The organism is Streptomyces vinaceus (assembly GCF_008704935.1).
Lineage (GTDB): Bacteria > Actinomycetota > Actinomycetes > Streptomycetales > Streptomycetaceae > Streptomyces > Streptomyces vinaceus.
In genome coordinates this window covers 6,477,101-6,500,176 of the sequence record NZ_CP023692.1, presented here as the reverse complement: position 1 = coordinate 6,500,176, position 23,076 = coordinate 6,477,101, and the positions used below count along the sequence as shown (strand labels likewise).

Here is a 23,076-nt window from a genome sequence, read left to right as displayed (position 1 = left end):
GCCGGTCAGTCCGGGCCGGTCCCGAGACCGCCGACCCGCAGGGTGACGTTCAGCCGCCCGGTCAGCCCGAGCCCCGGCGGGGCGGTGCCCGGCAGGACCTTCGGCACCCCGTGATAGGCCAGCCGCGCCGGGCCGCCGAAGACGAAAAGGTCCCCGCTGCGCAGCCGGACGTCCTGGTACGGACGGCCGCGCGAGGCGGTGTTTCCGAAGCGGAAGACGCAGGTGTCGCCGAGGCTGAGGGAGACCACCGGAGCCCCGGATTCCTCCTCGGCGTCGCGGTGCATGCCCATGCGGGAGTCGCCGTCGTAGAAGTTGATCAGCGCGATGTCGTACGCCTCCGCGTCCGTATACGGGTACGGGTACGGGGCCCTGTGCCCGTCCGGGTGGGCGCCGGCTCCGGACGGGGGCGGGGGCCCGTACGCCGCCACCACCGCCTCCCGCCCCAGCTCCGCGAGCCAGCCGGGCATCGGCTTGACCGGTGCCCCGTCGCCGTCCACCGCGGTACGGGCGTACCCGTACGGGTACCAGTGCAGCCCCAGGCACACCTGGCGGGCGGTCATCGTCCCGCCGCCCGGTGTCCGTACGGTGCGCAGGCCCGCGGGCGGGCGCGCCCAGGCACGGCAGGCGTCGAGCAGCTCCCGCTGGCGCTCGGGCCCGAGCCAGTCGGGCACGTGCACGGCGCCGGGGGTGATCTCGGTCCGCTCGCGCGGGAAGAGTTCCCCGTCCATGGCTCCATTCTCACCGGCATTGTCGGCGGCCGGTGCGACACTGCCCGCATGAAGATCTCGGAGTACGTGGAGAGGCTTGCGCGGGAAGGCGAGTTGCTCGCCGAGGCGGCGGAGCGGGCGGGTACGGAGGCCCCCGTGCCCACCTGTCCGGGGTGGCGGGTCACCGACCTGCTGCGGCACACGGGCGCGGTGCACCGCTGGGCCACCGGGTACGTCAGGGACGCGATCGTGGAGCCCGGCCCGTTCCCGGACGCCCCGGAGCTGGCCGGCGGCGAGCTGCTGTCCTGGTTCCGGGAGGGGCACGAGGACCTGGTCGGCGCGCTGGGCGAGGCGCCGCAGGACGTGCAGTGCTGGACCTTCCTGCCGACGGCCGCGCCGTCGCCGCTGGCGTTCTGGGCGCGCCGGCAGGCGCACGAGACGGCCGTGCACCGGATGGACGCGGAGGCGGCGCTCGGCGTGGCCTATTCGCCGGTGGCACCGGAGTTCGCGGAGGACGGGGTGGACGAGCTGCTGACCGGCTTCCACGCGCGTCCGCGCAGCCGGATGCGGACCGAGGAGCCGCGGGTCATGCGGGTCCGAGCCGCCGACACGGGCGCGGTGTGGACCGTACACCTGTCGGCGGAGCCGCCCCGTACGGTGTCGGGAGACACGGGCGACCCGGCGGACTGCGAGGTGACCGGGACGGCTTCGTGGCTGTACGAGGCGCTGTGGAACCGGCTTCCGCTGATGGGCCCGGGGGTGGCCGGGGACGAGTCGCTGGCGCGGCGGTGGGCGGAGACGGCCGGCATCGGCTGACGGGGCCGTGGGTGGCGGGGCCGTCGGCAGGCGGGCCAGGGAGGGTGCGGCGGGGAGGGCGCGGCGGGGGCGGTCGCAGCGGGCTCAAGGCTCTCTTGTGACGGTGCGGTACGGGCTGTGACACTTCGTGCATGGGGAGACGTACGCAGGCGGACCGGGACGCGATCACGATAGAGATCGGCTACGCGTTCGTCAGCGGGTGCTTCGCGGCCGCGCTGGTCTTTGCGGCGGTGTACGGTCCCGCCCTGGTCTTCGATCTCTCCCCCACCGTGGATGCCGTTCTGACGCTGGCGGCGGGGGTCCTGGCGGGGGCCGTGTTCCTGTTGCGGATCACGCACGTCCTGTGGCGCTTCGCCCGCCGCCCTGAGAACGACGGAGGCTGACTGCCGCGCCCCCGCCCTCGTCGGCCGCCACCAGCCGCCGCCTCGACCGCCTCGGCCGCCTCGGCCGTCAGCCCAGGGTGGCGGCGTACAGCGTCTGGCTGCGGTACTTCCAACTCGGGGACTCGTCCCAGGGGTTGGGCATCCGGGTGCCGGTCGCGTACGCGTAGCCCGCGCCCCGGTCGAAGGCCGTACGGAGCGTGGCGCGCATGGCGGCCGTGTCCGGGACGGCGTGGACGAGGTGCCAGAACGCGGTTCCGGTCGGGTCGAGTTCGCTACCGGCGCGGTAGCCGCCCGAGTCTGCGAAAACGTTCCCTCCGAGCCAGCCGCCTCCCGTGTACGCCGCGTACGTGTCCTCGAAGGTGACGAAGACGTCCGCGGTGCGGTGGCCGGGCTCCAGGTAGCAGTCGGCGATGGCGGTGCCGGGGTTGTCGACCACGAGGTCGGCGGCGGTCGGGTCCGCGGCGTTCATGGTCTCCTGCACGTACGCGCGCAGTGCGGCGTAGTGGTCGCGGGTGGAGTTGCCGGGGCCGCAGTCGCGGCTGACGACGTCGAAGAAGATGCCGTCCACGTGCAGGCGGCCGTCGCGCGTCTTGAGGTAGTTGTCGACGGAGGCCTTGACGGCATCGACGTCGCGGTTGCCGTGGTCGGTGTGGACGTAGCCGAGGACCTTGGTCTTCTCCCCGGTGGCGGTGGTTCCGGCCCTCAGGGCGTCGGCGCGGGCCTGCCAGCGGGCGTCGAAGGGGGCATCGCCGTTGCCCGGGTTGAGCACGACCACGGAGGCGGCCGGGGTGGTGGCCGCGAGGTCACCGAGCATGCGGTCGCCGGCCCAGGCGTAGGCGGGGACGGCGATCTCCAGACCCCGCTCGCCGGCCGCCCGGGGTCTCGGGACCGGGGCGGCCTCCTCGGCGGCGGTGCCGGCGGCACCGGCCGAGGCGGTCACGGCGGGCGCCGGAGCGGCCAGTAAGGAGGTGACCAGGACGGCGTACAGGGCCTTCACGGCGCGGGCCACGGCTGTTCCTCCGACGAGAGGCGGGGGCGGGAGCACGACCCGACGAACACTAGACGGGCGCCCGTTCGGTGAAAGCCGAACCACTCGGATTGATATGAGGAACAGACAAGCGACCCGTCACCTCATCATGTGAATCACGCGCACGGCGCGGACGGGCGGAAACCCGCCCAGCCACCCGACCACCCCACACCCGGCGGCGCGGTAGTCGCCCCAGCCGGCGGCCCGGCAGGGGGCCCGGCAGGGGGCCCGCACAGCGGCACGGCCGCGGCACAGCGGGTGGCACGGCTGGCGGCACGGCGGGTCGCACGGCGGGTGGCACGGCCGGCGGGCCGCACAGCGGCGCGACCGGCGGCCCGCACAGCGGCACAGCCGGCGGCATGGCGCGTGGCCCGGACAGCGGCGCGACCGGCCGCACGGCGGGTGGCACGGACAGCGGCGCAGCCGGCAGCCCGCACCGCGGCGCGGTGGGCGCTGCGAGCGGCAGCCCGTACAGCGGCACGACCGACGGCACGGCCGGTTGTACGGACCGTGGCGCGGACCGTGGCACGGACGGCGACGCAGCCAGCGGGCACAACGGCATGGTCGGCGGCGCAGCCGGCGGCCCCCACGGCGGCGGAGCCGGCGGCCCGGGCGGCAGCCCGTACAACGGCGCGGCCAGCGGCACGGCCGGGGGCACGGACATTGGCGCGGACGGTCACACAGCGGGCAGCCCGACCCCGTGGGCCAGTTGGCCCGCGGCGTGGGTGAAGAAGGCGGCGCGGTCCTCGACGACCCGGTTGAACTGGCCGAACAGCTCGAAGGAGATGAGGCCGACCAGCTGCGCCCAGGCGGCGACCAGGGCGGCGGTGACCTCGGGCGGCAGCCCCTCGGCGAAGTCCTCGGTCATCCGGACGGCTTCGGGGCGCAGGACGGCCGGCAGGGGCGGCAGGGCGAGACCTCGGCCGGCGTGGGCGGCGCGCACGATGCCGATGAAGATGTTGCCGACGCGGGAGGCGGGGCCGACCGTGTCCATGGGGGCGCTGTAACCGGGCACGGGGGAGCCGTAGATGAGGGAGTACTCGTGCGGGTGGTCCAGCGCCCAGGCGCGGACGGCCTCGCAGACGGCCGCCCATCGCTGGCGGGGCGCGGCACCGGAGTCGAGGGCGCGGGCGTCGGCCTGCTCGGCGGCGGCGCCGACGCTGTCGTAGGCGTCGACGATGAGGGCGGTGAGGAGCTCGTCGCGGCTCGGGAAGTAGCGGTAGAGGGCCGAGGAGACCATGCCCAGCTCCCGGGCCACGGCGCGCAGCGAGAGCTTGGCCGCGCCCTCGGCGGCGAGCATGCGGCGCGCCTCGTCCTTGATGGCGGCGGTGACCTCGATACGGGCCCGCTCCCGGGCCCCGCGCACGGTACTCATACGAGCAGTGTGCCAGAAGGCAGAGCACCGCCCATAAATGAGATCGTCGATCCATTTAGAGAGCACCGCTCTTGTTTTGGAGCGCCAATTCGTGCACACTGATCTCAAGCGAGAGCACCGCTCTCCCAACTATCCGGAGCAAGCCATGAACGCGCCCACCCCGTACTACGTGCAGGCCGGCCCTCTTGCCACCCGCTTCAACTCGCTCTTCGGCAAGCTGGCCCGCCTCGGCATCAGCCTGGCCGGCTCGGCCGAGCTGTCGGTGCGCGGCCGCAAGTCCGGCCAGATGCAGCGGATCCCGGTCAACCCGCACACGTACGAGGGCGAGCAGTACCTGGTGTCGGCGCGCGGCCACTCCCAGTGGGTGCGCAACATGCGGGTGGCGGGCGGCGGCGAGCTGCGCGTGGGTCGCAAGGTCCGCACCTTCACGGCCACCGAGATCACCGATCCGGTGCAGAAGGTCGCGCTGCTGCGCGCCTACCTGGAGAAGTGGGGCTGGGAGGTCAACCGGTTCTTCCAGGGCGTGACCGCCCAGTCCTCCGACGCGGAGCTGCAGGCCACCGCCGGAGACCACCCGGTCTTCCGCATCACGATGTCGAACTGACACACGCCCGCGCCGACCACACGGCACACGCGGCCACACCGCCATGCCGCCACACGCAGCCACCCCCGGCGCATGCCGCCACACCGGCCACACCCGGGGCGTACGGCGCCATACGCCACGCCGCCCCACCTGGCGTATGCGCCCACACCGCAACACCCGGTGTACGCCGCCGCACCGCAACCCCCGGCGCGCGCGGCCACCCCGCAATACCCGGCCACACCCGGCGTACGACGCCACACCGGCACATGCCGCCGCACGGGCCATTCCTGGTGCACGCGGCCACACCGCAACACCAGGCCACACCCGGCGTACGGCGCCACACCGCCACATGCCGCCACACCGGTCACATCCGGTGTACGGCGCCACGCCGGCCCCACCGCCACACCCGACCTACGGCGCCACGCCGCCACACCCGGCTTATGCGGCCGCCCGCATCGGGCCGCCGCCCCGCCCGCTCACCAAGCGGGCCGCACCCGGCATCGCGCCGCGCGCGCCGCGCGCACACGCGGCGGCGGCCTTGCCCGTTCGCTCGGCAAGACCGCCACCCTCTTCGGCACAGCGCCCCGGGAGGACCCCGCCGCCGAACGCGGCGCCGGCCGGATCTCGGTCCGGCCGTCCCGCCGGCTGCCGGGGCCCGAGTCCCCCGGGCCCCGGGCCCGTTACCCCTTCTCCGGCTCCTGCCCCTGCTCCGGCTGCTCCGGGCCCTCTGACTCGGCCCGGTTCCGCGCCTGCTTCCCGTCCAGGATGTGCAGCGCCTTGCGGGCGATCGGGTACGTACGGACCAGGTCGGGCAGAGTCGTCGCACCCCGGGTGATGCGGGCGAAGGCCCGCCACGCAGGTCGGAAGCCGGTGATCGCCGCGTGCATCAGCCCCGGACGCGCCTCGAAGGCGGTCAGCATCCGCTTGCCGACGCTCATCTCCACGCCCAGCCCGGCCTTGACCGCGAAGGCGTAGTTGAGGGCCTGGCGGCGCGCGTCCACCGCGTCCTGCGCCTCGGAGATCTTCACGGCCCACTCCCCGGCCAGCCGGCCCGAGCGCAGCGCGAAGGAGATGCCCTCCCGGGTCCACGGCTCCAGCAGTCCGGCCGCGTCGCCCGCTACCAGGACCCGGCCCCGCGACAGCGGCGACTCGGGCTTGCGGCAACGGGTCAGGTGCCCGGACGAGATGGCGGGCTCGAAGCCGGCGAGGCCGAGCCGGGCGATGAAGTCCTCCAGGTACCGCTTGGTCGCGGCGCCGTCGCCCTTCGCCGAGATGACCCCGACGGTCAGGGTGTCGCCCTTGGGGAAGACCCAGCCGTAACTGCCGGGCAGCGGGCCCCAGTCGAGGAGCACCCGCCCCTTCCAGTCCTCCGCGACCGTCTGCGGGACCGGGATCTCCGCCTCCAGGCCGAGGTCCACCTGATCCATCTCGACGCCGACGTGCGCGCCGATCCGGCTCGCGCTGCCGTCCGCGCCGACCACGGCGCGCGCCAGGACGGTCTCGCCGTCGGCGAGCACCACGGCGACCGTGCGCCGGTCGGGCACCGCCGCCCCGTGCTGTTCGACCCGGGCGACGGCCGTGCCCGTACGGACGGTGGCTCCGGCCTTCTCCGCCTCGGCGACCAGGCCCGCGTCGAACTCGGGCCGGTTGACGAGCCCGAAGAGCATCTGCCGCGAACGGCGGGTGCGGGTCAGCTTCCCGTTCAGCGAGAAGGTGACCGCGTGGATGCGGTCCTTGAGGGGCAGGACGAACCCCGGCGGGAGGGCATCGCGCGAGGGCCCGATGATTCCGCCGCCGCACGTCTTGTACCGGGGCAGCTCGGCCTTTTCCAGCAGCAGCACGCGCCGCCCCGCCGTCGCCGCCGCGAACGCGGCCGAGGAGCCGGCCGGACCGGCCCCGACCACCACCACGTCCCACACGTCACCGGTGCCTCCGGACACCTCGGCCACCCCGTCCTCCGCCCCCTGAGCGGCCTGCCCTGCTGCTGAGTCGGGTCCCCCGACGGTGCTGTCGTCGCTGCTCACGATGTGCTGCTGCTCCTGATCATGCGGTTGCTCCGATGCAGGGAAATCCTACGGCGCGAGTCCGGCCCGTCCTGCTGTGCGAGGATCGGGACTGTCTTTCGCCGTACCCGGCATACGCCCACCACGCGGATGCGGGCGGCGCACGCGTACCGCCGAGTACACACATACACGGCGTACGCGTGCACGGCGTACACCTACACAACGTCGCACCCATGAGGAGCGTGCCCATGTCCCAGAATCCGATCGCCGAGACCATCGCCTCGCTGATGCCCCGCGCCAAGCAGGAGCTGACCGAGTTGGTGGCCTTCCAGTCGGTCGCGGACTGGGCACAGTTCCCGCAGAGCGAGAGCCAGGGCGCGGCCGACTGGGTGGCCGACGCGCTGCGCGCCGAGGGCTTCCAGGACGTGGCGCTCCTCGACACCCCCGACGGCACGCAGTCGGTGTACGGCTTCCTGCCCGGCCCGGCGGGCGCGCCGACCGTCCTCCTGTACGCGCACTACGACGTGCAGCCGCCGCTGGACGAGGCCGCCTGGATCTCCCCCGCCTTCGAGCTGACCGAGCGCGACGGCCGCTGGTACGGGCGCGGCGCGGCGGACTGCAAGGGCGGGTTCATCATGCACCTGCTGGCGCTGCGCGCGCTGAAGGCCAACGGCGGTGTGCCGGTGAGCGTGAAGGTGATCGTCGAGGGCTCGGAGGAGCAGGGCACCGGCGGTCTCCAGCAGTACGCGGAGGCGAACCCGGAGCTGCTGACCGCCGACACGATCGTCATCGGCGACACGGGCAACTTCCGGCTGGGCCTGCCGACGGTGACGGCGACCCTGCGCGGCATGTGCCTGATCAAGGTCAAGATCGACACCCTGGGCGGCAACCTGCACTCCGGCATGTTCGGCGGCGCCGCCCCCGACGCGCTGGCCGCCCTGATCCGGCTGCTGGACTCGCTGCGCGCGGCGGACGGTTCGACGACCGTCGACGGCCTGGCCTCGGACGCCGTCTGGGAGGGCCTGCAGTACCCGGAGGCGGACTTCCGCGCCGACGCGAAGGTGCTGGACGGGGTCGAGCTGATCGGCGAGGGCACGGTCGCGGACCGGCTGTGGGCCCGCCCGGCCGTCACCGTGCTCGGCATCGACTGCCCGCCGGTGGTCGGCGCCACCCCCTCGGTGCACGCGAGCGCCGGTGCGCTGATCAGCCTGCGCGTGCCGCCGGGCGTGGACACGGCCGAGGCCGTCAAGCTGCTGGAGGCGCACCTCGTGGCGCACACCCCGTGGCGGGCGCGTCTCGAACTGGAGGTCGTGGGCCAGGGCCAGCCGTTCCGGGCGGACACGGACAGCCCGGCGTACGCGTCGATGGCGGCGGCCCTGCAGGCGGCGTACCCGGGCGAGGAGATGCAGATCAGCGGTATGGGCGGATCGATTCCGCTGTGCAACACGCTGAACTCGCTGTACCCGGAGGCGGAGATGCTGCTGATCGGGCTGAGCGAGCCGGAGGCCCAGATCCACGCGGTGAACGAGAGCGTCTCGCCGCAGGAGCTGGAGCGGCTGTCGGTCGCGGAGGCACTGTTCCTGGTCAACTACGCGGAGTCCAAGCGCGGCTGACGCACGGAGCGGCTCACCCGAGGAGCGGCTGACGCGCGCAGCGACGGCTCGCGGACCCGTTGCCCCGCGGAGCGCCCGCCCTGTGCTACGGGCGAACTCCGCTCCCGGTGAAAGGCGTGCCGGGAGCGGAGCCGGCGGACGTACGTTCGGAGCATGGATCTTGTCGAGGTGCTCCCGCAGCGACTGCACATGCTCCGTTTCCCGATCGGCCAGGCGTACGTGTGGCGCGACGGCGAGGGTGGGAGCGAGGCCCTGACCCTGATCGACTCCGGCCATGCCGGGGCCGCAGGGGAGATCGAGGGGGCCGTCCGCTCGCTCGGGCTGGACCCGGAGCGGCTGGAGCGGATCGTGTTGACCCACTGCCACCGCGACCACGTCGGCGCCGCGGAGGAACTCGCGGGGCGGTGGGGTGCGGAGGTGGTGGCGCACCGGCTGGACGCGCCGGTGATCCGGGGTGAGCTCCCGGTGCCGGAACCGGTCCTGCTGGACTGGGAACTCCCCCTGTACGCACACGGCCTGACGGTGCCACAGGCTCCGCCGACCCGGGTCGACCGGGAGGTCGAGGACGATGAGGTGCTCCCCTTCGGCGGCGGGGCGGTGGTGGTCCACGCCCCGGGTCACACGCCGGGCAGCATCGGCGTCCACCTCCCGCACCACGGGGTGCTGTTCACGGGCGACTGCATCGCGGGGGTGGGGCAGGTGATGCTGGGCGTGTTCAACGTGGACCGGGCGCAGGCGCAGGCATCGCTGCGGCGTCTGGCGGCGCTGTCCCCGGAGGTGGCCTGCTTCGGCCACGGCGACCCGCTGACCGAGGACGCGGCGGCCGGCCTCCTCGCGGCCACCCGGTCGGAGCCGGTCCTCCCGTAGCCGCGGGGCGGTCCGGGGCGGCTGCCGGGGACGTCCGGCGGGTGGGGCTGCCCGGCCCGGCCCCGTAGCCGCCGCACTTCCGCCCCCGGCCGGGCGGCCGATCGGCAGCCGAGCCCGGGCGGCCGATCCGGGGCTACGCCCGGCCGGAGTCCGCGCCCGGGCGGCCGGAGGCGGCCGCAGCCCTTGCGGCAGCCTCCGCCCGGGCTACGGCGTCGGGCGGCCGGCCTCCAGGTAGAGGGGGCGGCCTCGTTCGCGGGCGCGCAGGGCCCAGCGGAGGCGCTCGTAGCGGACCGGCGGGAGCAGGTGCTCCGCCTCCTCCTCCGTGACGAACCGCCACTCCCGCAGCTCCGGACCGGGCAGCCGGAGCCCCGCCTCCGCGGCGGGCGAGAGGCGCCCCCCGTCGAACAGCAGCCGCAGCCCCCCGTACGCCGGCGGCACCGGCGGCTCCCAGTCCACGACGAGCAGCCCCGGTACGGCCTCCAGCTCCAGGCCCAGTTCCTCGGCGACCTCCCGCACCCCCGCGCCCCCCGGCGCCTCGCCCGCCTCCACGACCCCGCCCGGGAACTCCCAGCCCGGCTTGTACGTCGGATCGACCAGCAGCACCCGGTCCTCGGCGTCGAACAGCAGCACCCCGGCCGCCACCGTCTCCCGCGTCGGCTCCGGCGTCTGCACGATGTCGCAGACCCGGGCCGCGTCCGTGCGCACGGCTTCGGCGATCCGCTCAGCCGTCTCCCGTACGGTCAGGGCGCCGTTGTCGATGACGTGGGCGTCCGCCGCGAGCCAGCCGCTCAGCGCCTGCTGGTAGGCGGGGATGTGGTCGTACGCCCACTGCCGCACCCGCACGTCCACCTCGGCCGGGTCCCCCGGCTCCTCCCGGGTCGCGATCCGCTGGCGCAGGATCGTTTCCTCAGGGGCGAGCAGCACGTGCCTCACCGGAATCCGGCGCGCCGCCAGCCCGCCGAACATCTCGTCCCGGTACTCCTGCCTCAGCAGTGTCATCGGCACCACCAGCGCCCCGCCCAGCTCCGCGAGCATCGCGGCGGCCGTGTCCACGACCAGGCGCCGCCAGCTCGGCAGGTCCTGGTAGTCGGACACCTCCGCGAGGCGTTTGCGCGGCAGCAGTTGGCGTAGTGAGTCGCCGACGAGCTCCGGGTCGTACAGGGTGCTGTCCGGCAGGATCCCGGTCAGTTCGCGGGCCGTGCTGGTCTTCCCGGCGCCGAATGTGCCGTTGATCCAGACAATCACGTCTACCCCTCTCCCCATGGCTCGTCCGGAGCCCCCAGTGGCTTGCCCGCATCACCCTGCCACGGAAACCCGCTCCCCGGCCCAGTGCTTATCCTCAAGGTCAGAAACGCGGGAAAGGTCGGACTCCAGCCCGCCCGACGCGCCCCGCCCGCCACCTCCGGAGGTTTCCGTCCCGTGCCGCAGACCCGCCGACCGACCGACCCCCGCTACGGCAACCGGCCGACCATGAAGGACGTGGCGGCCCGCGCGGGCGTGGGCCTCAAGACGGTCTCGCGCGTGGTCAACGGCGAGGCGGGGGTCACACCCGACACCGTCCGGCGGGTCCAAGAGGCCATCGAGGCACTGGGCTTCCGCCGCAACGACAGCGCCCGCGTGCTGCGCAAGGGCCGTACGGCCACCGTCGGGCTGGTCCTGGAGGACCTGGCCGACCCCTTCTACGGGCCGCTGAACCGTGCCGTGGAGGAAGTGGCCCGGGCCCACGGGGCGCTGCTCATCAACGGGTCCAGCGCGGAGGACCCCGACCGTGAGCGGGAGTTGGCGCTCGCGCTGTGCGCGCGCCGGGTCGACGGGCTGATCGTGATCCCGGCCGGGGACGACCACCGCTACCTGGAGCCGGAGATCCGGGCGGGCGTGGCCACCGTGTTCGTGGACCGCCCGGCGGGCCGGATCGACGCGGACGTGGTGCTGTCGGACAACTTCGGCGGCGCCCGCGCGGGCGTGGCGCACCTCATCGGCGGCGGACACCGCCGGATCGGCTTCATCGGGGACCACCCGCACATCCACACGGCGACGGAGCGCCTGCGCGGTTACCGGGCGGCGATGGCGGACGCGGGGCTACCGGTGTCGGAGCCCTGGGTCTCGCTCGGCTCGACCGCTCCGGACCGCGTCGGGGAGGCGGCTCTGGCGATGCTGACGGGGCCGGACCCCGTCACGGCGGTCTTCGCGGGGAACAACCGGGTGACGGTGACGCTCGTACGGGTGCTGGCGGAGCACCCGCGGCCGGTGGCACTGGTCGGCTTCGACGACTTCGAACTGGCCGACCTGCTGCGGCCCGGGGTGACGGTGGTGGCCCAGGACTCGGCGGCCCTGGGCCGGGTGGCCACGGACCGCCTGTTCCAGCGCCTCGCGGGCGCCGCCCTCCCCCCGGCCCGCATCGAGCTCCCGACCCGCCTGATCCCCCGCGGATCGGGCGAACTCCCCCCGTCCGCATAGGGGTTCGGCTTCAAAGAGCGGACCGTCGGGGCGGCCCGGTCACCCGGCAGCTGGTCGGTCCGACCCTGGCCGAGCCGGCCGCCCTGCCCGGGTGCCTGGCCTTCTCCCCCGACGGGAGCCCGCTCGTCGCCGCCGGCCGGGACGGCGCCTTGAACCGGTGGGCCATCGGGCCGCTCCAGGGCGCGCCATGACGCGCGGCGAGGCCCGGCCGGGGTGTCCCGGGCCGGGCCTCGCCGGCGGGGAAGCGGTCAGGCGATCAGGCCGGTCAGCGCGATCAGGCCGGTCAGCCCGGTCAGGCGGTCGCCGTCAGCGTCGCCGAGCGGCGCGGGATGGCGAACGCGTCGAGCTCGGCACGGGTCAGGCCGGTCAGGGCGGTGACCTCCTCCGCGCCGACCGCGCCGCAGTCCAGGCCGCGCACCAGGTAGCCGGCCAGGGCCTTGGCCGTCGCGGGCTCGTCCATCACGTCGCCCTCGATCTTCGCGACGTACGCCTTGAGCCGCGCGGCGGCCGCTTCGAGGCCCTCGCGGTAGAAGGTGAACACCGCGGCGTAGCGGGTCGGCAGGTGAGCTGGGTGCATGTCCCAGCCCTGGTAGTACGCGCGGGCCAGGGCCCGGCGGGTGAGGCCGTAGTGCAGCTTCCAGGCCTCGTGGACCTGCTCGGTGGTGCCGACGGGCTTGACGTTCGTCGAGCCGTCGGAGACGCGTACGCCGGTGCCCGCGGCCGCGACCTGCATGATCGCCTTCGCGTGGTCGGCGGCCGGGTGGTCGCTCGACTGGTACGCGGCGGAGACGCCGACGCAGGCGCTGTAGTCGAAGGTGCCGTAGTGCAGGCCGGTGGCGCGGCCCTTGGAGGCCTCGATCATCCGGGCGACGGTGGCGGTGCCGTCGGAGGCCAGGATGGACTGGCTGGTCTCGATCTGGATCTCGAAGCCGATCCGGCCCGGGCGCAGGCCGCGGGCGGTCTCGAAGGCCTCCAGCAGCTTGACGAAGGCGCTGACCTGCTCGGCGTAGGTGACCTTCGGGAGGGTCAGGACGAGGCCCTCGGGCAGGCCTCCGTGCTCCAGCAGCCCGGAGAGGAAGATGTCCGTGGTGCGGATGCCGCGGTCGCGGACGTTGGACTCCATGCACTTCATGCGGATGCCCATGTACGGGGCGTTCGTGCCGTTGGAGAAGGCTTCGGAGACGAGGCGGGCGGCGCGGGCGGCCGCCTGGTCCTCCTCCTCGTCGGAGCGGACGCCGAAGCCGTCCTCGAAGTCGACGCGGAGGTCCTCGACGGGCTCGCGCAGCAGCTTGGCGCGGACGCGGTCGTAGACCGGTACGGCGAGCTCGTCGGAGATGCCGAGGACCTTGGCGAAGGTGGCGGCGTCCGGGGCGTGCTCGTCGAGGGCGGCGAGGGCCTGGTCGCCCCAGGACCGGATGGTGTCGGCCGCGAAGACGTCACCGGGGACGTAGACCGTGTGGATCGGCTGGCGGGTGCCGGGGTCGCCCGGGTAGTGGCGCGCGAGCTCCGCGTCCACCGGCGCGAGGGAGGCGCTGATGCCCTCGCTGACCGCGCCTGCGAGGCTCGTCGCCACCTTCTCCTGCTGACCCATCGTGCACTCTCCTCTTTTTCCGCTTCACGGAAGCATAGATCCGCATAGCAGAATTTAATGAGGGGTTCTTGTCTAGTCAATGGTTGCAGGAAACACCTCGGGGCCGCGTGGTGAGTGTCACCACGCGGCCCCGAGTCACAGCATCGACGCAGGTCAGCCCTTGCGGGCCTTGATCTCCTCGGTCAGCTGCGGGACGACCGCGAAGAGGTCGCCGACCACGCCGCAGTCGACCAGGTCGAAGATCGGGGCCTCGGCGTCCTTGTTGATGGCCACGATGGTCTTCGAGGTCTGCATGCCGGCCCGGTGCTGGATCGCGCCCGAGATGCCGGAGGCGATGTACAGCTGCGGGGAGACCGACTTGCCGGTCTGGCCGACCTGGTTGGAGTGCGGGTACCAGCCGGCGTCGACGGCGGCGCGCGAGGCGCCGACGGCGGCACCGAGGGAGTCCGCGAGGGCCTCGATGATGCCGAAGTTCTCGGCACCGTTGACGCCGCGGCCACCGGAGACCACGATCGCGGCCTCGGTCAGCTCGGGGCGGCCGGTCGACTCGCGCGGGGTGCGGGAGACGACCTTGGTGCCGGTGGCCAGGGCGCCGAAGGTGACGGCGAGCGCCTCGACGGCGCCGGCGGCCGGGGCGGCCTCGACCGGGGCCGAGTTCGGCTTGACGGTGATGACCGGGGTGCCCTTGGAGACGCGCGACTTGGTGGTGAAGGACGCGGCGAACGCGGCCTGCGTCGCGACCGGACCCTCGTCACCGGCCTCCAGGTCCACGGCGTCGGTGATGATGCCGGAGCCGATGCGGACGGCGAGGCGGGCGGCGATCTCCTTGCCCTCGGCGGAGGACGGGACGAGCACGGCCGCCGGGGAGACGGCGTCGTACGCGGCCTGGAGCGCGTCCACCTTCGGTACGACGAGGTACTCGGTGAACTCGGGGGCGTCGGCGGTCAGGACCTTGACCGCACCGTGCTCGGCGAGCACGGCGGCGGTGTCGGCCGCACCGGCGCCGAGGGCGACGGCGACGGGCTCGCCGATGCGGCGGGCCAGGGTCAGCAGCTCAAGGGTGGGCTTGCGGACGGCGCCGTCCGCGTGGTCGACGTAGACGAGGACTTCAGCCATGGGAATGCTCCTGCGAATGCGAAGTAGTCAGGGGGCGATCGAGAGGGTTTCGGCCGAAGCTCTTAGATGAACTTCTGGCCGGCCAGGAACTCGGCCAGCGCCTTGCCGCCCTCGCCCTCGTCCTTGACGATCGTGCCGGCGGTGCGGGCCGGGCGCTGGGTCGCGGAGTCGACCGCGGTCCAGGAGCCCTCCAGGCCGACCTCGTCCGACTCGATCTCCAGCTCCTCCAGGTCCCAGGACTCCACCGGCTTCTTCTTGGCGGCCATGATGCCCTTGAAGGAGGGGTAGCGGGCCTCGCCCGACTGGTCCGTCACGGAGACGAGCGCCGGGAGGGAGGCCTCCAGCTGCTCGCTCGCGGAGTCGCCGTCGCGGCGGCCCGTGACGGTGCCGTCCTCGACCTTGACCTCGGAGAGCAGGGTGACCTGCGGGACGCCCAGGCGCTCGGCCAGGATCGCCGGGAGGACGCCCATGGTGCCGTCGGTCGAGGCCATACCGGTGATGACCAGGTCGTAGCCGGCCTTCTCGATGGCCTTGGCGAGCACCAGCGAGGTGCCCATGACGTCGCTGCCGTGCAGGTCGTCGTCCTCGACGTGGATGGCCTTGTCGGCACCCATGGACAGCGCCTTGCGCAGCGCGTCCTTGGCGTCCTCGGGGCCCACCGTCAGGACGGTGATCTCGGCGTCGTCGGCGTCTTCGGCGATCTGCAGCGCCTGCTCGACGGCGTACTCGTCGAGCTCCGACAGCAGACCGTCGACGTCGTCGCGGTCGACCGTCAGGTCATCGGCGAAGTGCCGGTCGCCGGTGGCGTCGGGCACGTACTTCACACAGACAACGATCCTCAGGCTCACGCCGGCTCTCCTACCGCATCGTCTTTTTTCTGATACCGCCTTGTGCAGGCAGCATAGGCGCCTTGTCGGGCGGATCCCGGTCGGGGCGGCCCGCGCTCCGAAGGGAATGTTACTCGTCAGTACACCGTGGGTGCTCCACGGTGGCAAGGCCGGTGAACTGTGATCTGTCCAACGCCGCACGAACCCGCCCCAGCAGGGACGATTCAGTCGCGCAGCGCGTTGAAGCGACCCTGGTGGTAAAGGAGCGGCCGACCTTCCCCGGCCGGGTCGCCCGCCACCGCCTCCGCGATGATCACCCGGTGGGCCCCGGCGGGCACGCGCGCCACCACACGGCACACCAGCCACGCCAGTACGCCGTCCAGCACCGGAACCCCGTACAGCCCCTCGGACCAGCCCGTTCCGGGCCCGAACCGGTCGGCGCCGCTGCGGGCGAACAGGCCCGCCAGGTCCTGCTGGTGCTCGCCGAGTATGTGGACGCCGAGGTACTCGGAGTCGCGTATCGCGGGCCAGCTGGAGGCCCCCGTGGCGATCGTGAAGGACAGCAGTGGAGGATCGGCGGAGACCGAGTTGAGCGAGGTCGCGGTGAACCCGACCGGGCTCCCGCCGTCCTCGGCGGTGATCACGGCCACTCCCGCGGCGTGCCGGCGGAAGACGGAGCGCAGCAGGTCGGGCGAGCCGGGCAGGCCGGGGGCGGCCGTGGGCATGGTCGAGGCGGACGGGGCCGTCATGGAGGTGCTTCCTTCTGCCGCGGAGGCGGCGGGCACGGGCGCGGCGGGGTCGGGTCGGGGACCGGGTCGGTTCAGTGGCTCCGACAACGCGCGCTCGCGTAGCGGACGAGGTCCACGTGGACCCGCCCGTAAAGCAGGAGTTCGTACCGCATGCCGCCAGCCTGGCGATCTCCCGTGTACACAGTCAAGCCGCACCGGGCAGATGCGAGGCGCGTCACGCTGCGTGCGGGCGCGCGCACCGGCGTGCCGGCCGTCGCGCCAGCCGTCCCGCGGGCCTGCCCGTACGTCATATCGCCGCGCCCAGCGCGGCGATCACGTCCGCCTTGCGCGGCATCCCCGCCGCGCGCCGCACGATCCGCCCCCGCGCATCGAGGACGAGCACGGTCGGCGTCTTCTCGATGCCCAGGGCGCGCACCAGGTCGAGGCGGGCTTCGGCATCGATCTCGAAGTGCTCGACACCCTCCACCAGGCCGGCCACGTCGGCGAGGATCCGCCGGGTGGCCCGGCAGGGCTGGCAGAAGGCGCTGGAGAACTGCACCAGGCTGGCCCGCCGCCCGGGCTCCGCGCCCAGTTCGGCCGCGCCCAGCCGCGTCAGCCCCGTGGCCTGCGCGTCCTGATCTCCGTGCACCCCTGCTCCCGTCGCCGCCGACCTCGCTGCCGACCTCGTTGCCGCATCATTGAATTGCGTTCGTACGGTGATCCGAGCGCCCCGGCCACGCGCCGCATTCCCGGCGTGACGAGAATCTCCTCGGGCACGGTCGTCTGGGCTGGCCAGCAGCCCGCGTATGGGGCACGATCCCCAAGGGCAGCGTACCTACGCAGCCGTAACTTCCGGCCGGGAGCACCTCCCCAGGCAGAAAGCGGGGTCTCCCCCTCATGGCTGAGTTCGTCTACCCCCCGGTGATCGGCGCCGCGCACACCCTCTTCAAGGCGCTGGACATCCGCATCGACATGAAGGGCACGGAGAACATCCCGCGCAAGGGCGGGGCGGTCCTCGTGTCGAACCACATCGGCTACCTGGACTTCATCTTCGCCGGCCTGACCGCGCGGCCGCAGAAGCGCCTGGTCCGCTTCATGGCGAAGGAGTCGGTCTTCCGCCACAAGGTCTCCGGTCCGCTGATGCGCGCCATGAAGCACATTCCCGTGGACCGCACGCAGGGTGAGACGGCCTACCAGCACGCCCTCGACTCGCTGCGCTCCGGCGAGATCATCGGCGTGTTCCCGGAGGCGACGATCTCCCAGTCGTTCACCCTCAAGAGCTTCAAGTCGGGCGCCGCCCGCATGGCCCAGGAGGCCGGCGTCCCGCTGATCCCGGTGGCGCTGTGGGGCACCCAGCGGCTGTGGACCAAGGGCCGTCCGAAGAACCTCAAGCGCAGCCACATCCCGGTGACGATGAGGGTCGGCGAGCCCATCGAGGCGCCCTCCGACCAGTACGCCGGGGCGATCACCCGCCGCCTGCGCGAGCGGGTGCAGGAGCTGCTGGACGCCGCGCAGAGCGCCTACCCGGCCAGGCCCAAGGGCCCCGAGGACTCCTGGTGGCTGCCGGCGCACCTGGGCGGTACCGCGCCGACGGCCGCCCAGGTCAAGGAAGCGGGCTGATCCGCCGCCACCGGACCGGGTGATCGTGCGGCCGCGCCGTTCACGGCGGGGCCGCACTGCCGTACGACCGGTCGTCAGTTGGGGTTGTCGGCGTGGGTCAGCGTCTCCCACGCCTCGAAGTGGTTCTCGGTGCCCGCCGGGCGCCGTCCCTCGGTCAGCTTGCGGGTGTTCTCCATGCTGATGCCCAGGCGCGTGTGCAGGGCGTTGTAGCCGACCTCGGTGGCCGGGCCGATGCCCTTCGTCAGGCTCCCGCCGCACAGCCAGGAGGGCGCCTTCGCGCCGAGCTCGTACTGGGCGTGGAAGCCGAGCGCGTACCGGAAGCGGTCCTTGAACTGCGGGTAGAGGTCGCGTCCCTGGATCCGCGAGGTCTCGGCGACGTGCATGGTCGCGGCGATGCCCATCCCGGTGTGCCCGAAGTCCCGGCAGGTCTCCTGGGCCAGGCCGTCCACGAAGGTGCTCTGACCTTGCCAGTAGTCGACCAGCTCGCTCCTGGTGTCGATGGTCGAGCGCGGCGGGTACGCCGGCTGCGCCCCGTCGGAGGCGAGGTAGAAGTAGGCCGGGACCCGGCCGAGGTAGATCGCCATCGCCTTGTCGTAGCTCGCGCGGTCGTCGAGGTGGACCGAGATGCCGACGGCGGCGTCCATCATGATCAGTTCCCAGTTGCCGTTGTTGTTCGGCTTCCCGTTGATGACCTCGGGCAGGTAGACGTCGCGGAGCATGGTGGCGAAGCGCCCCTGGTTCGGCCAGCCGCCGGTGTACGTGTGCTTGACGATCTCGGCGGCGCGCGGCCAGGTGGACCCCGCCCAGCCGCTCTGCAACGGGGCGTTGGAGTTGGTGTGGTCCTTGATCTTCGCGGACCAGGCGTCCATCAGCTCGATGGACTTCTTCGCGTACGCGGCGTCGCGGGTGACGTACCAGGCGAGGGCGTCGGTGTAGGCGGCGATGGCGTCCTCGCGCTCGTCTCCGCAGCCGATGTCCGGGTTCGAGTACGAGCCGCATTCGACGACGGCCCGCGGCTTGGGCGTGCGCGACAGGGAGCCGTACGGGCTGGCGAGCATCGCGTCGAAGGCGCCCTTCCACGGCTGCTCCCCCGCCTGCACCTTGGCGCGTACGAAGTCCAGCTGGGCCCGGCTGTTGAGGACTCCGGGGTGGGCGAACTGCGCGGGGGCCGCGGCCGCCGCGGGCCGGGCGGCCGCGGGCGCGGGCGGGGGCCCGGCCTGGGCGGCGGGTGAGGGGGCCAGGGCCGCGGCCAGGCCGAGGGCGAGGGAGGCCAGTGCGGCGGGAACTCCGTAGCGCATGGAGCACCTTCCGTTCGGAGGTGGGGGGAACGGGGATTTCCTGCCGCCGAAAGTACCCATGCGCATGCCAAGTTGACAACGTTATCCGACAGGAAACTTTCCTATCTCCGGAGGGAGGTTGCGCCAGAGCTCCTCCCGGTCGGCCGACCCCTGGAGGGCGGCCAGCGGGGCCGGATGCGGGGCGGCGTACAGCTCGGGGTAGTCGACCTCCCCGAGTTCGGGGCGTACGGGGAAGGCGAGCCGCTCGGCGTCCAGGGAGAACTGCGCGTCCACACCGGGCTTGTTGCCCCGGGGGTCCTGGCGGACCCAGTTCGCGGCCCCCGGCAGCCGGAGCGCGATCAGCCCGTGCACGGCGAGGTTGGAGCCGTCGTCGTCGGCGAGCAGCTGGTAGCAGAGGCCGGCCGGGATGGACCGGGCCCGCAACAGGGCCACCAGCGCGTGGGACTTGGCGTAGCAGATGCCGTTGCGGGTGCGCAGCACGTCCGAAGCCCGCCAGGAGACGCGCGGGTCCCCCGAGTCGGCGGAGTGCGGGATGGTGTCGCGGACGAACTCGAAGGCGACCTTGGCGTATGAATATGCATCGCCGGAGGCGAGCCAGAGGGCCTCGGCGGTCTCCTGCACCAGCGGGTGGCCGTGGTCGATGACCTCGTCCTCCGCCAGGTAGGCCGTGAGATCAGGGGTTTGCTGGATCAGCTGCATGATCCGGAGCATAGGCATACCCCCGACCGCAAATCAATGGATTTACGGTCGGGGGTATATCTATTCACACCCTCAGCGGGCGAGCTCTTCCTTCAGCGCCTGGAGGAAGCCGTCCACGTCCTCTTCCTGGGTGTCGAAGCCGCACATCCAGCGCACGTGTCCGGCGGCCTCGTCCCAGAAGTAGAAGCGGTAGCGCTGCTGCAGCCGCCGCGAGACCTCCTGCGGCAGCTTCGCGAACACCGCGTTCGCCTGAACCGGGTAGAGGATCTCCACCCCGTCGGTCTCGCGCACGCCCGCCGCGAGACGCTGCGCCATCGCGTTGGCGTGCCGGGCGTTGCGCAGCCACAGGTCCTTGGCGAGCAGCGCCTCCAGCTGCACCGACACGAACCGCATCTTGGACGCGAGCTGCATCGACATCTTGCGGATGTGCTTCATCTGCCGGACCGCGTCCGGGTTGACGACCACCACGGCCTCGCCGAACATCATGCCGTTCTTGGTGCCGCCGTAGGACAGCACGTCCACGCCCACCGTGTTGGTGAACGTGCGCATCGGCACGTCGAGCGAGGCCGCGGCGTTGGCTATGCGGGCCCCGTCGAGGTGGACCTTCATGCCGTGCGCGTGCGCGTGCTCGCAGATCGCCCTGATCTCGTCCGGCGTGTAGACCGTGCCGAGCTCGGTGTTCTGGGTGATCGAGACGACCTGCGGCATCGCGCGGTGCTCGTCCTCCCAGCCCCAGGCCTGCCGGTCGATGAGCTCGGGGGTGAGCTTGCCGTCCGGGGTCGGGACGGTCAGCAGCTTGAGCCCGGCCATCCGCTCCGGGGCGCCGCCCTCGTCGACGTTGATGTGCGCCGACTCCGCGCAGATCACCGCACCCCAGCGGTCCGTCAGGGCCTGGAGGGCCGTGACGTTCGCGCCGGTGCCGTTGAAGACCGGGAAGGCCTCCGCGTACGGGCCGAAGTGGCTGCGGATGATCTTCTGCAGGTGCTCGGTGTACTCGTCCTCGCCGTAGGCGACCTGGTGGCCGCCGTTGGCCAGGGCGAGGGCCTCCAGGATCTCCGGATGGACCCCCGCGTAGTTGTCGCTCGCGAATCCGCGCACCGCCGGGTCGTGGTGGCGGTGGGCATCGGTCTTCACGGTTGCGGAGTGAGCCACAGACGCTGTCCGTTCACATCGATGGCGGGCCGCTCCCAGACGCCGGCGATGGCCTCGGCCAGCTCCTTGACGTCGGTGAAGCCCGCGAACTTCGCATTGGGGCGCTCGGCGCGCATCGCGTCGTGCACCAGTGCCTTGATCACCAGGATCGCAGCCGCGGCGCCCGGGCCGTCCTCGCCCCCCGCCTTGCGGAAGGAGTCGGCGAGGGAGAGGGTCCAGGCCTCGGCCGCCGCCTTGCCCGCGTTGTACGCGGCGTTGTTGGCGACCGGCTTGTGCGCGCCGGACTGGCTGACCAGGACGTAGCGGCCGCGGTCGCTGCGCAGCAGCCCGTCGTGGAAGGCGAGCGAGGTGTGCTGGACGGTGCGGATCAGGAGCTTCTCCAGGAAGTCCCAGTCCGCGAGGTCCACGTCGGTGAAGGTCTTGCTGCCGCGCCAGCCGCCGACGAGGTGGACGACCCCGTCGATCCGGCCGAACTCCTTCTCCGTGCGGTCGGCCCAGGCCTTGGTGGCCTCCAGGTCGAGCAGGTCCACGGTGTCACCGGTGACGGTGGCGCCGCCGTGGGCGTAGCGCGCCGCGTCCACGGACTCGGCGAGGCGCGTCGGGTCGGCGTCGGCCGCGACCACCACGGCACCCGCCTCGGCGAGGCGGAGCAGGGCGGCGCGCCCGGCGGGGCCGCCGGCCCCGGCGACCGCGACCACGGCGCCCTGGAGCTTGCCGTTCCCGTTCCCGGACTTCCCAGCGCTGTTCATCTGTGCAGCCTCCTGTGGGCGAGTGCTCACGCGGCGACCCGCTCGGCCGAATCGGCGTTCACAGCAGTGATGCCCTTCGTGGAGGCGATCACTCCCTTGAGCTTCTTGGCGAGGGCCTCGTAGAACATGCTCAGCGGAAACTCGTCGGGAAGCACGTCGTCGACGAGCTTGCGCGGAGGCTGCGTGAGGTCGAGGGCGTCGGGGCCCTTGGCCCACTTGGAGCCCGGGTGGGGGGCGAGGTAGGTGGAGACCAGCTCGTACGCCTTGAACCAGTGGACGAGCTTCGGGCGGTCGATGCCGGCCCGGTAGAGGTCCTCGATCTCGGCGCACAGCTGGTTGGTGACCTGCGGGGCGCGCATCCAGTCGATCTTCAGCGTGTTGTCCGTCCAGCGCACGACGTCGTGCTTGTGGAGGTACGCGAAGAGCAGCTGGCCGCCGAGGCCGTCGTAGTTGCGGTTGCGGTCGCCCGAGACCGGGAAGCGGAACATCCGGTCGAAGAGGACGGCGTACTGCACGTCACGGCCGTGCTCGTTGCCCTCGGACTCCAGCTTCACGGCCTCCTTGAAGGCCGTGAGGTCGCAGCGCAGCTCTTCGAGGCCGTACATCCAGAACGGCTGGCGCTGCTTGATCATGAAGGGGTCGAACGGCAGGTCGCCGTGGCTGTGGGTGCGGTCGTGGACCATGTCCCACAGGACGAAGGCCTTCTCGCAGCGCTCCTGGTCCTCGACCATGCGGGCGATGTCCTCGGGCAGCTCGATGCCCAGGATGTCGACGGCGGCCGCGGTGACCTTGCGGTAGCGGGCGGCCTCGCGGTCGCAGAAGATGCCGCCCCAGGTGAAGCGCTCGGGGGCCTCGCGCACGGCGATGGTCTCCGGGAAGAGCACGGCGGAGTGCGTGTCGTAGCCCGGGGTGAAGTCCTCGAAGGTGATGCCGAGGAAGAGCGGGTTGTCGTACCGGGTGCGCTCCAGCTCGGAGAGCCACTCGGGCCACACCATCTTCAGGACGACGGCCTCGAAGTTGCGGTCGAGGTTGCCGTTCTGCGTGTACATGGGGAAGACGACCAGGTGCTGGAGACCGTCGGCGCGCTCGGCGGCCGGGTGGAAGGCCAGCAGGGAGTCGAGGAAGTCCGGCACCTTGAAGCCGTCCGCGACCCACTTGCGCAGGTCGGAGACGAGCGCGCGGTGGTACGCGGCGGCGTGCGGCAGCAGCGGCGACAGCGTCTCCACGGCGGCGATCGTCCGCTCGACTGCGGCGGCGACCTCGGCCGGGGCCGGGGCGTCCGCGGCCTCGAAGTCGATGGAACCGTCCTTGGCCTGCCAGGGGCGGATCTCCTCCACGGCGGCCTTGAGCTCGGGCCATGCAGGGTGGTCGACCACCCTGGCACCGGCGGCTATCACCGCACCGCCAGAACCCGGCACAAGAATTTCCGTCATGTCACTTCCTCCACAGGAGAACCTCGCGTCAA

23 protein-coding genes are annotated in these 23,076 nt (G+C 72.6%); 7 read left to right on the top strand and 16 right to left on the bottom strand.

The annotated features are described in order from the left end of the window. Positions 1-5: 5 nt before the first annotated feature. The gene (locus CP980_RS29330) at positions 6-728 is read right to left on the bottom strand and encodes an alpha-ketoglutarate-dependent dioxygenase AlkB family protein (RefSeq protein ID WP_150529440.1); all 723 of its coding nucleotides are present in this window, start codon (positions 726-728) and stop codon (positions 6-8) included. Between the two features lie 48 nt (positions 729-776). On the opposite strand from CP980_RS29330, the gene CP980_RS29325 reads away from it, so the two are divergent. Both CP980_RS29325 and CP980_RS29320 read left to right on the top strand, forming a co-directional pair. Beyond that, the gene (locus tag CP980_RS29325) at positions 777-1,523 is read left to right on the top strand and encodes a maleylpyruvate isomerase family mycothiol-dependent enzyme (RefSeq protein WP_150529439.1); all 747 of its coding nucleotides are present in this window, start codon (positions 777-779) and stop codon (positions 1,521-1,523) included. Positions 1,524-1,654: 131 nt separating this feature from the next. Next, positions 1,655-1,906 (top strand): DUF6332 family protein, encoded by a 252-nt coding sequence (locus tag CP980_RS29320; RefSeq protein WP_132758850.1) that lies wholly within the window; start codon positions 1,655-1,657, stop codon positions 1,904-1,906. Between the two features lie 67 nt (positions 1,907-1,973). On the opposite strand, the gene CP980_RS29315 is transcribed toward CP980_RS29320, so the two are convergent. Together CP980_RS29315 and CP980_RS29305 are read right to left on the bottom strand one after the other, a co-directional pair. After that, entirely contained in the window at positions 1,974-2,915 is a 942-nt protein-coding gene (locus CP980_RS29315; protein ID WP_150529438.1) for a spherulation-specific family 4 protein, read from the bottom strand. A gap of 694 nt (positions 2,916-3,609) precedes the next feature. Continuing rightward, positions 3,610-4,308 carry a TetR/AcrR family transcriptional regulator gene (locus tag CP980_RS29305; protein ID WP_150529436.1) on the bottom strand — a complete coding sequence of 233 codons (699 nt, stop codon included), beginning with the start codon at positions 4,306-4,308 and terminating at the stop codon, positions 3,610-3,612. A gap of 145 nt (positions 4,309-4,453) precedes the next feature. Here CP980_RS29305 and CP980_RS29300 point away from each other — a divergent pair, with 145 nt between their 5' ends. Further along, entirely contained in the window at positions 4,454-4,912 is a 459-nt protein-coding gene (locus CP980_RS29300; protein WP_229906978.1) for a nitroreductase/quinone reductase family protein, read from the top strand. Positions 4,913-5,571: 659 nt separating this feature from the next. Here CP980_RS29300 and CP980_RS29295 read toward each other — a convergent pair. Beyond that, positions 5,572-6,810, bottom strand: coding sequence for a geranylgeranyl reductase family protein (locus CP980_RS29295; protein ID WP_189998544.1), 1,239 nt, complete (start codon positions 6,808-6,810; stop codon positions 5,572-5,574). A gap of 332 nt (positions 6,811-7,142) precedes the next feature. Here CP980_RS29295 and CP980_RS29290 point away from each other — a divergent pair, with 332 nt between their 5' ends. Together CP980_RS29290 and CP980_RS29285 are read left to right on the top strand one after the other, a co-directional pair. Then, entirely contained in the window at positions 7,143-8,507 is a 1,365-nt protein-coding gene (locus CP980_RS29290; RefSeq protein ID WP_132758845.1) for a dipeptidase, read from the top strand. Between the two features lie 153 nt (positions 8,508-8,660). Further along, complete coding sequence (locus CP980_RS29285) at positions 8,661-9,374, top strand: MBL fold metallo-hydrolase (protein WP_150529434.1); 714 nt, start codon at positions 8,661-8,663, stop codon at positions 9,372-9,374. Between the two features lie 204 nt (positions 9,375-9,578). On the opposite strand, the gene CP980_RS29280 is transcribed toward CP980_RS29285, so the two are convergent. Next, positions 9,579-10,637, bottom strand: a complete 1,059-nt coding sequence (locus CP980_RS29280) for an NUDIX hydrolase (protein WP_150529433.1) — start codon at positions 10,635-10,637, stop codon at positions 9,579-9,581. 156 nt (positions 10,638-10,793) lie between these two features. On the opposite strand from CP980_RS29280, the gene CP980_RS29275 reads away from it, so the two are divergent. Next, positions 10,794-11,831, top strand: a complete 1,038-nt coding sequence (locus CP980_RS29275) for a LacI family DNA-binding transcriptional regulator (protein ID WP_150529432.1) — start codon at positions 10,794-10,796, stop codon at positions 11,829-11,831. Positions 11,832-12,123: 292 nt separating this feature from the next. On the opposite strand, the gene CP980_RS29270 is transcribed toward CP980_RS29275, so the two are convergent. The 6 genes from CP980_RS29270 to CP980_RS29250 form a co-directional block, all read right to left on the bottom strand. Continuing rightward, positions 12,124-13,422, bottom strand: a complete 1,299-nt coding sequence (locus tag CP980_RS29270; protein ID WP_099894062.1) for a DUF6986 family protein — start codon at positions 13,420-13,422, stop codon at positions 12,124-12,126. A 153-nt stretch (positions 13,423-13,575) separates the two neighbouring features. After that, complete coding sequence (locus tag CP980_RS29265) at positions 13,576-14,538, bottom strand: electron transfer flavoprotein subunit alpha/FixB family protein (RefSeq protein ID WP_150529431.1); 963 nt, start codon at positions 14,536-14,538, stop codon at positions 13,576-13,578. Positions 14,539-14,600: 62 nt separating this feature from the next. Continuing rightward, positions 14,601-15,386 carry an electron transfer flavoprotein subunit beta/FixA family protein gene (locus tag CP980_RS29260; RefSeq protein WP_030161916.1) on the bottom strand — a complete coding sequence of 262 codons (786 nt, stop codon included), beginning with the start codon at positions 15,384-15,386 and terminating at the stop codon, positions 14,601-14,603. A 203-nt stretch (positions 15,387-15,589) separates the two neighbouring features. Next, positions 15,590-16,114: a flavin reductase family protein gene (locus CP980_RS29255; protein ID WP_189998514.1), complete on the bottom strand. Its 525-nt coding sequence runs from the start codon at positions 16,112-16,114 to the stop codon at positions 15,590-15,592. 71 nt (positions 16,115-16,185) lie between these two features. Further along, positions 16,186-16,266: a putative leader peptide gene (locus tag CP980_RS36765; RefSeq protein WP_353962368.1), complete on the bottom strand. Its 81-nt coding sequence runs from the start codon at positions 16,264-16,266 to the stop codon at positions 16,186-16,188. Positions 16,267-16,400: 134 nt separating this feature from the next. Further along, positions 16,401-16,742, bottom strand: a complete 342-nt coding sequence (locus tag CP980_RS29250; protein WP_132758840.1) for a thioredoxin family protein — start codon at positions 16,740-16,742, stop codon at positions 16,401-16,403. Positions 16,743-16,990: 248 nt separating this feature from the next. Here CP980_RS29250 and CP980_RS29245 point away from each other — a divergent pair, with 248 nt between their 5' ends. Beyond that, positions 16,991-17,713, top strand: a complete 723-nt coding sequence (locus CP980_RS29245) for a lysophospholipid acyltransferase family protein (protein ID WP_132758839.1) — start codon at positions 16,991-16,993, stop codon at positions 17,711-17,713. Between the two features lie 74 nt (positions 17,714-17,787). Here the strand turns inward: CP980_RS29245 and CP980_RS29240 are convergent, their stop codons facing one another. From CP980_RS29240 to CP980_RS29220, 5 genes are all read right to left on the bottom strand, one after another. After that, positions 17,788-19,011 (bottom strand): alginate lyase family protein, encoded by a 1,224-nt coding sequence (locus CP980_RS29240; protein ID WP_150529430.1) that lies wholly within the window; start codon positions 19,009-19,011, stop codon positions 17,788-17,790. A gap of 81 nt (positions 19,012-19,092) precedes the next feature. After that, positions 19,093-19,710: a transglutaminase-like domain-containing protein gene (locus tag CP980_RS29235; RefSeq protein WP_150529429.1), complete on the bottom strand. Its 618-nt coding sequence runs from the start codon at positions 19,708-19,710 to the stop codon at positions 19,093-19,095. Between the two features lie 72 nt (positions 19,711-19,782). Beyond that, positions 19,783-20,844, bottom strand: coding sequence for a threonine aldolase family protein (locus CP980_RS29230; protein ID WP_189998512.1), 1,062 nt, complete (start codon positions 20,842-20,844; stop codon positions 19,783-19,785). Continuing rightward, positions 20,841-21,611 carry an SDR family NAD(P)-dependent oxidoreductase gene (locus CP980_RS29225; RefSeq protein ID WP_123515699.1) on the bottom strand — a complete coding sequence of 257 codons (771 nt, stop codon included), beginning with the start codon at positions 21,609-21,611 and terminating at the stop codon, positions 20,841-20,843. The genes CP980_RS29230 and CP980_RS29225 overlap by 4 nt, the downstream gene beginning before the upstream one ends. Before the next feature lie 26 nt (positions 21,612-21,637). After that, positions 21,638-23,044 (bottom strand): DUF6421 family protein, encoded by a 1,407-nt coding sequence (locus CP980_RS29220; protein ID WP_180291181.1) that lies wholly within the window; start codon positions 23,042-23,044, stop codon positions 21,638-21,640. Positions 23,045-23,076: the final 32 nt, after the last annotated feature.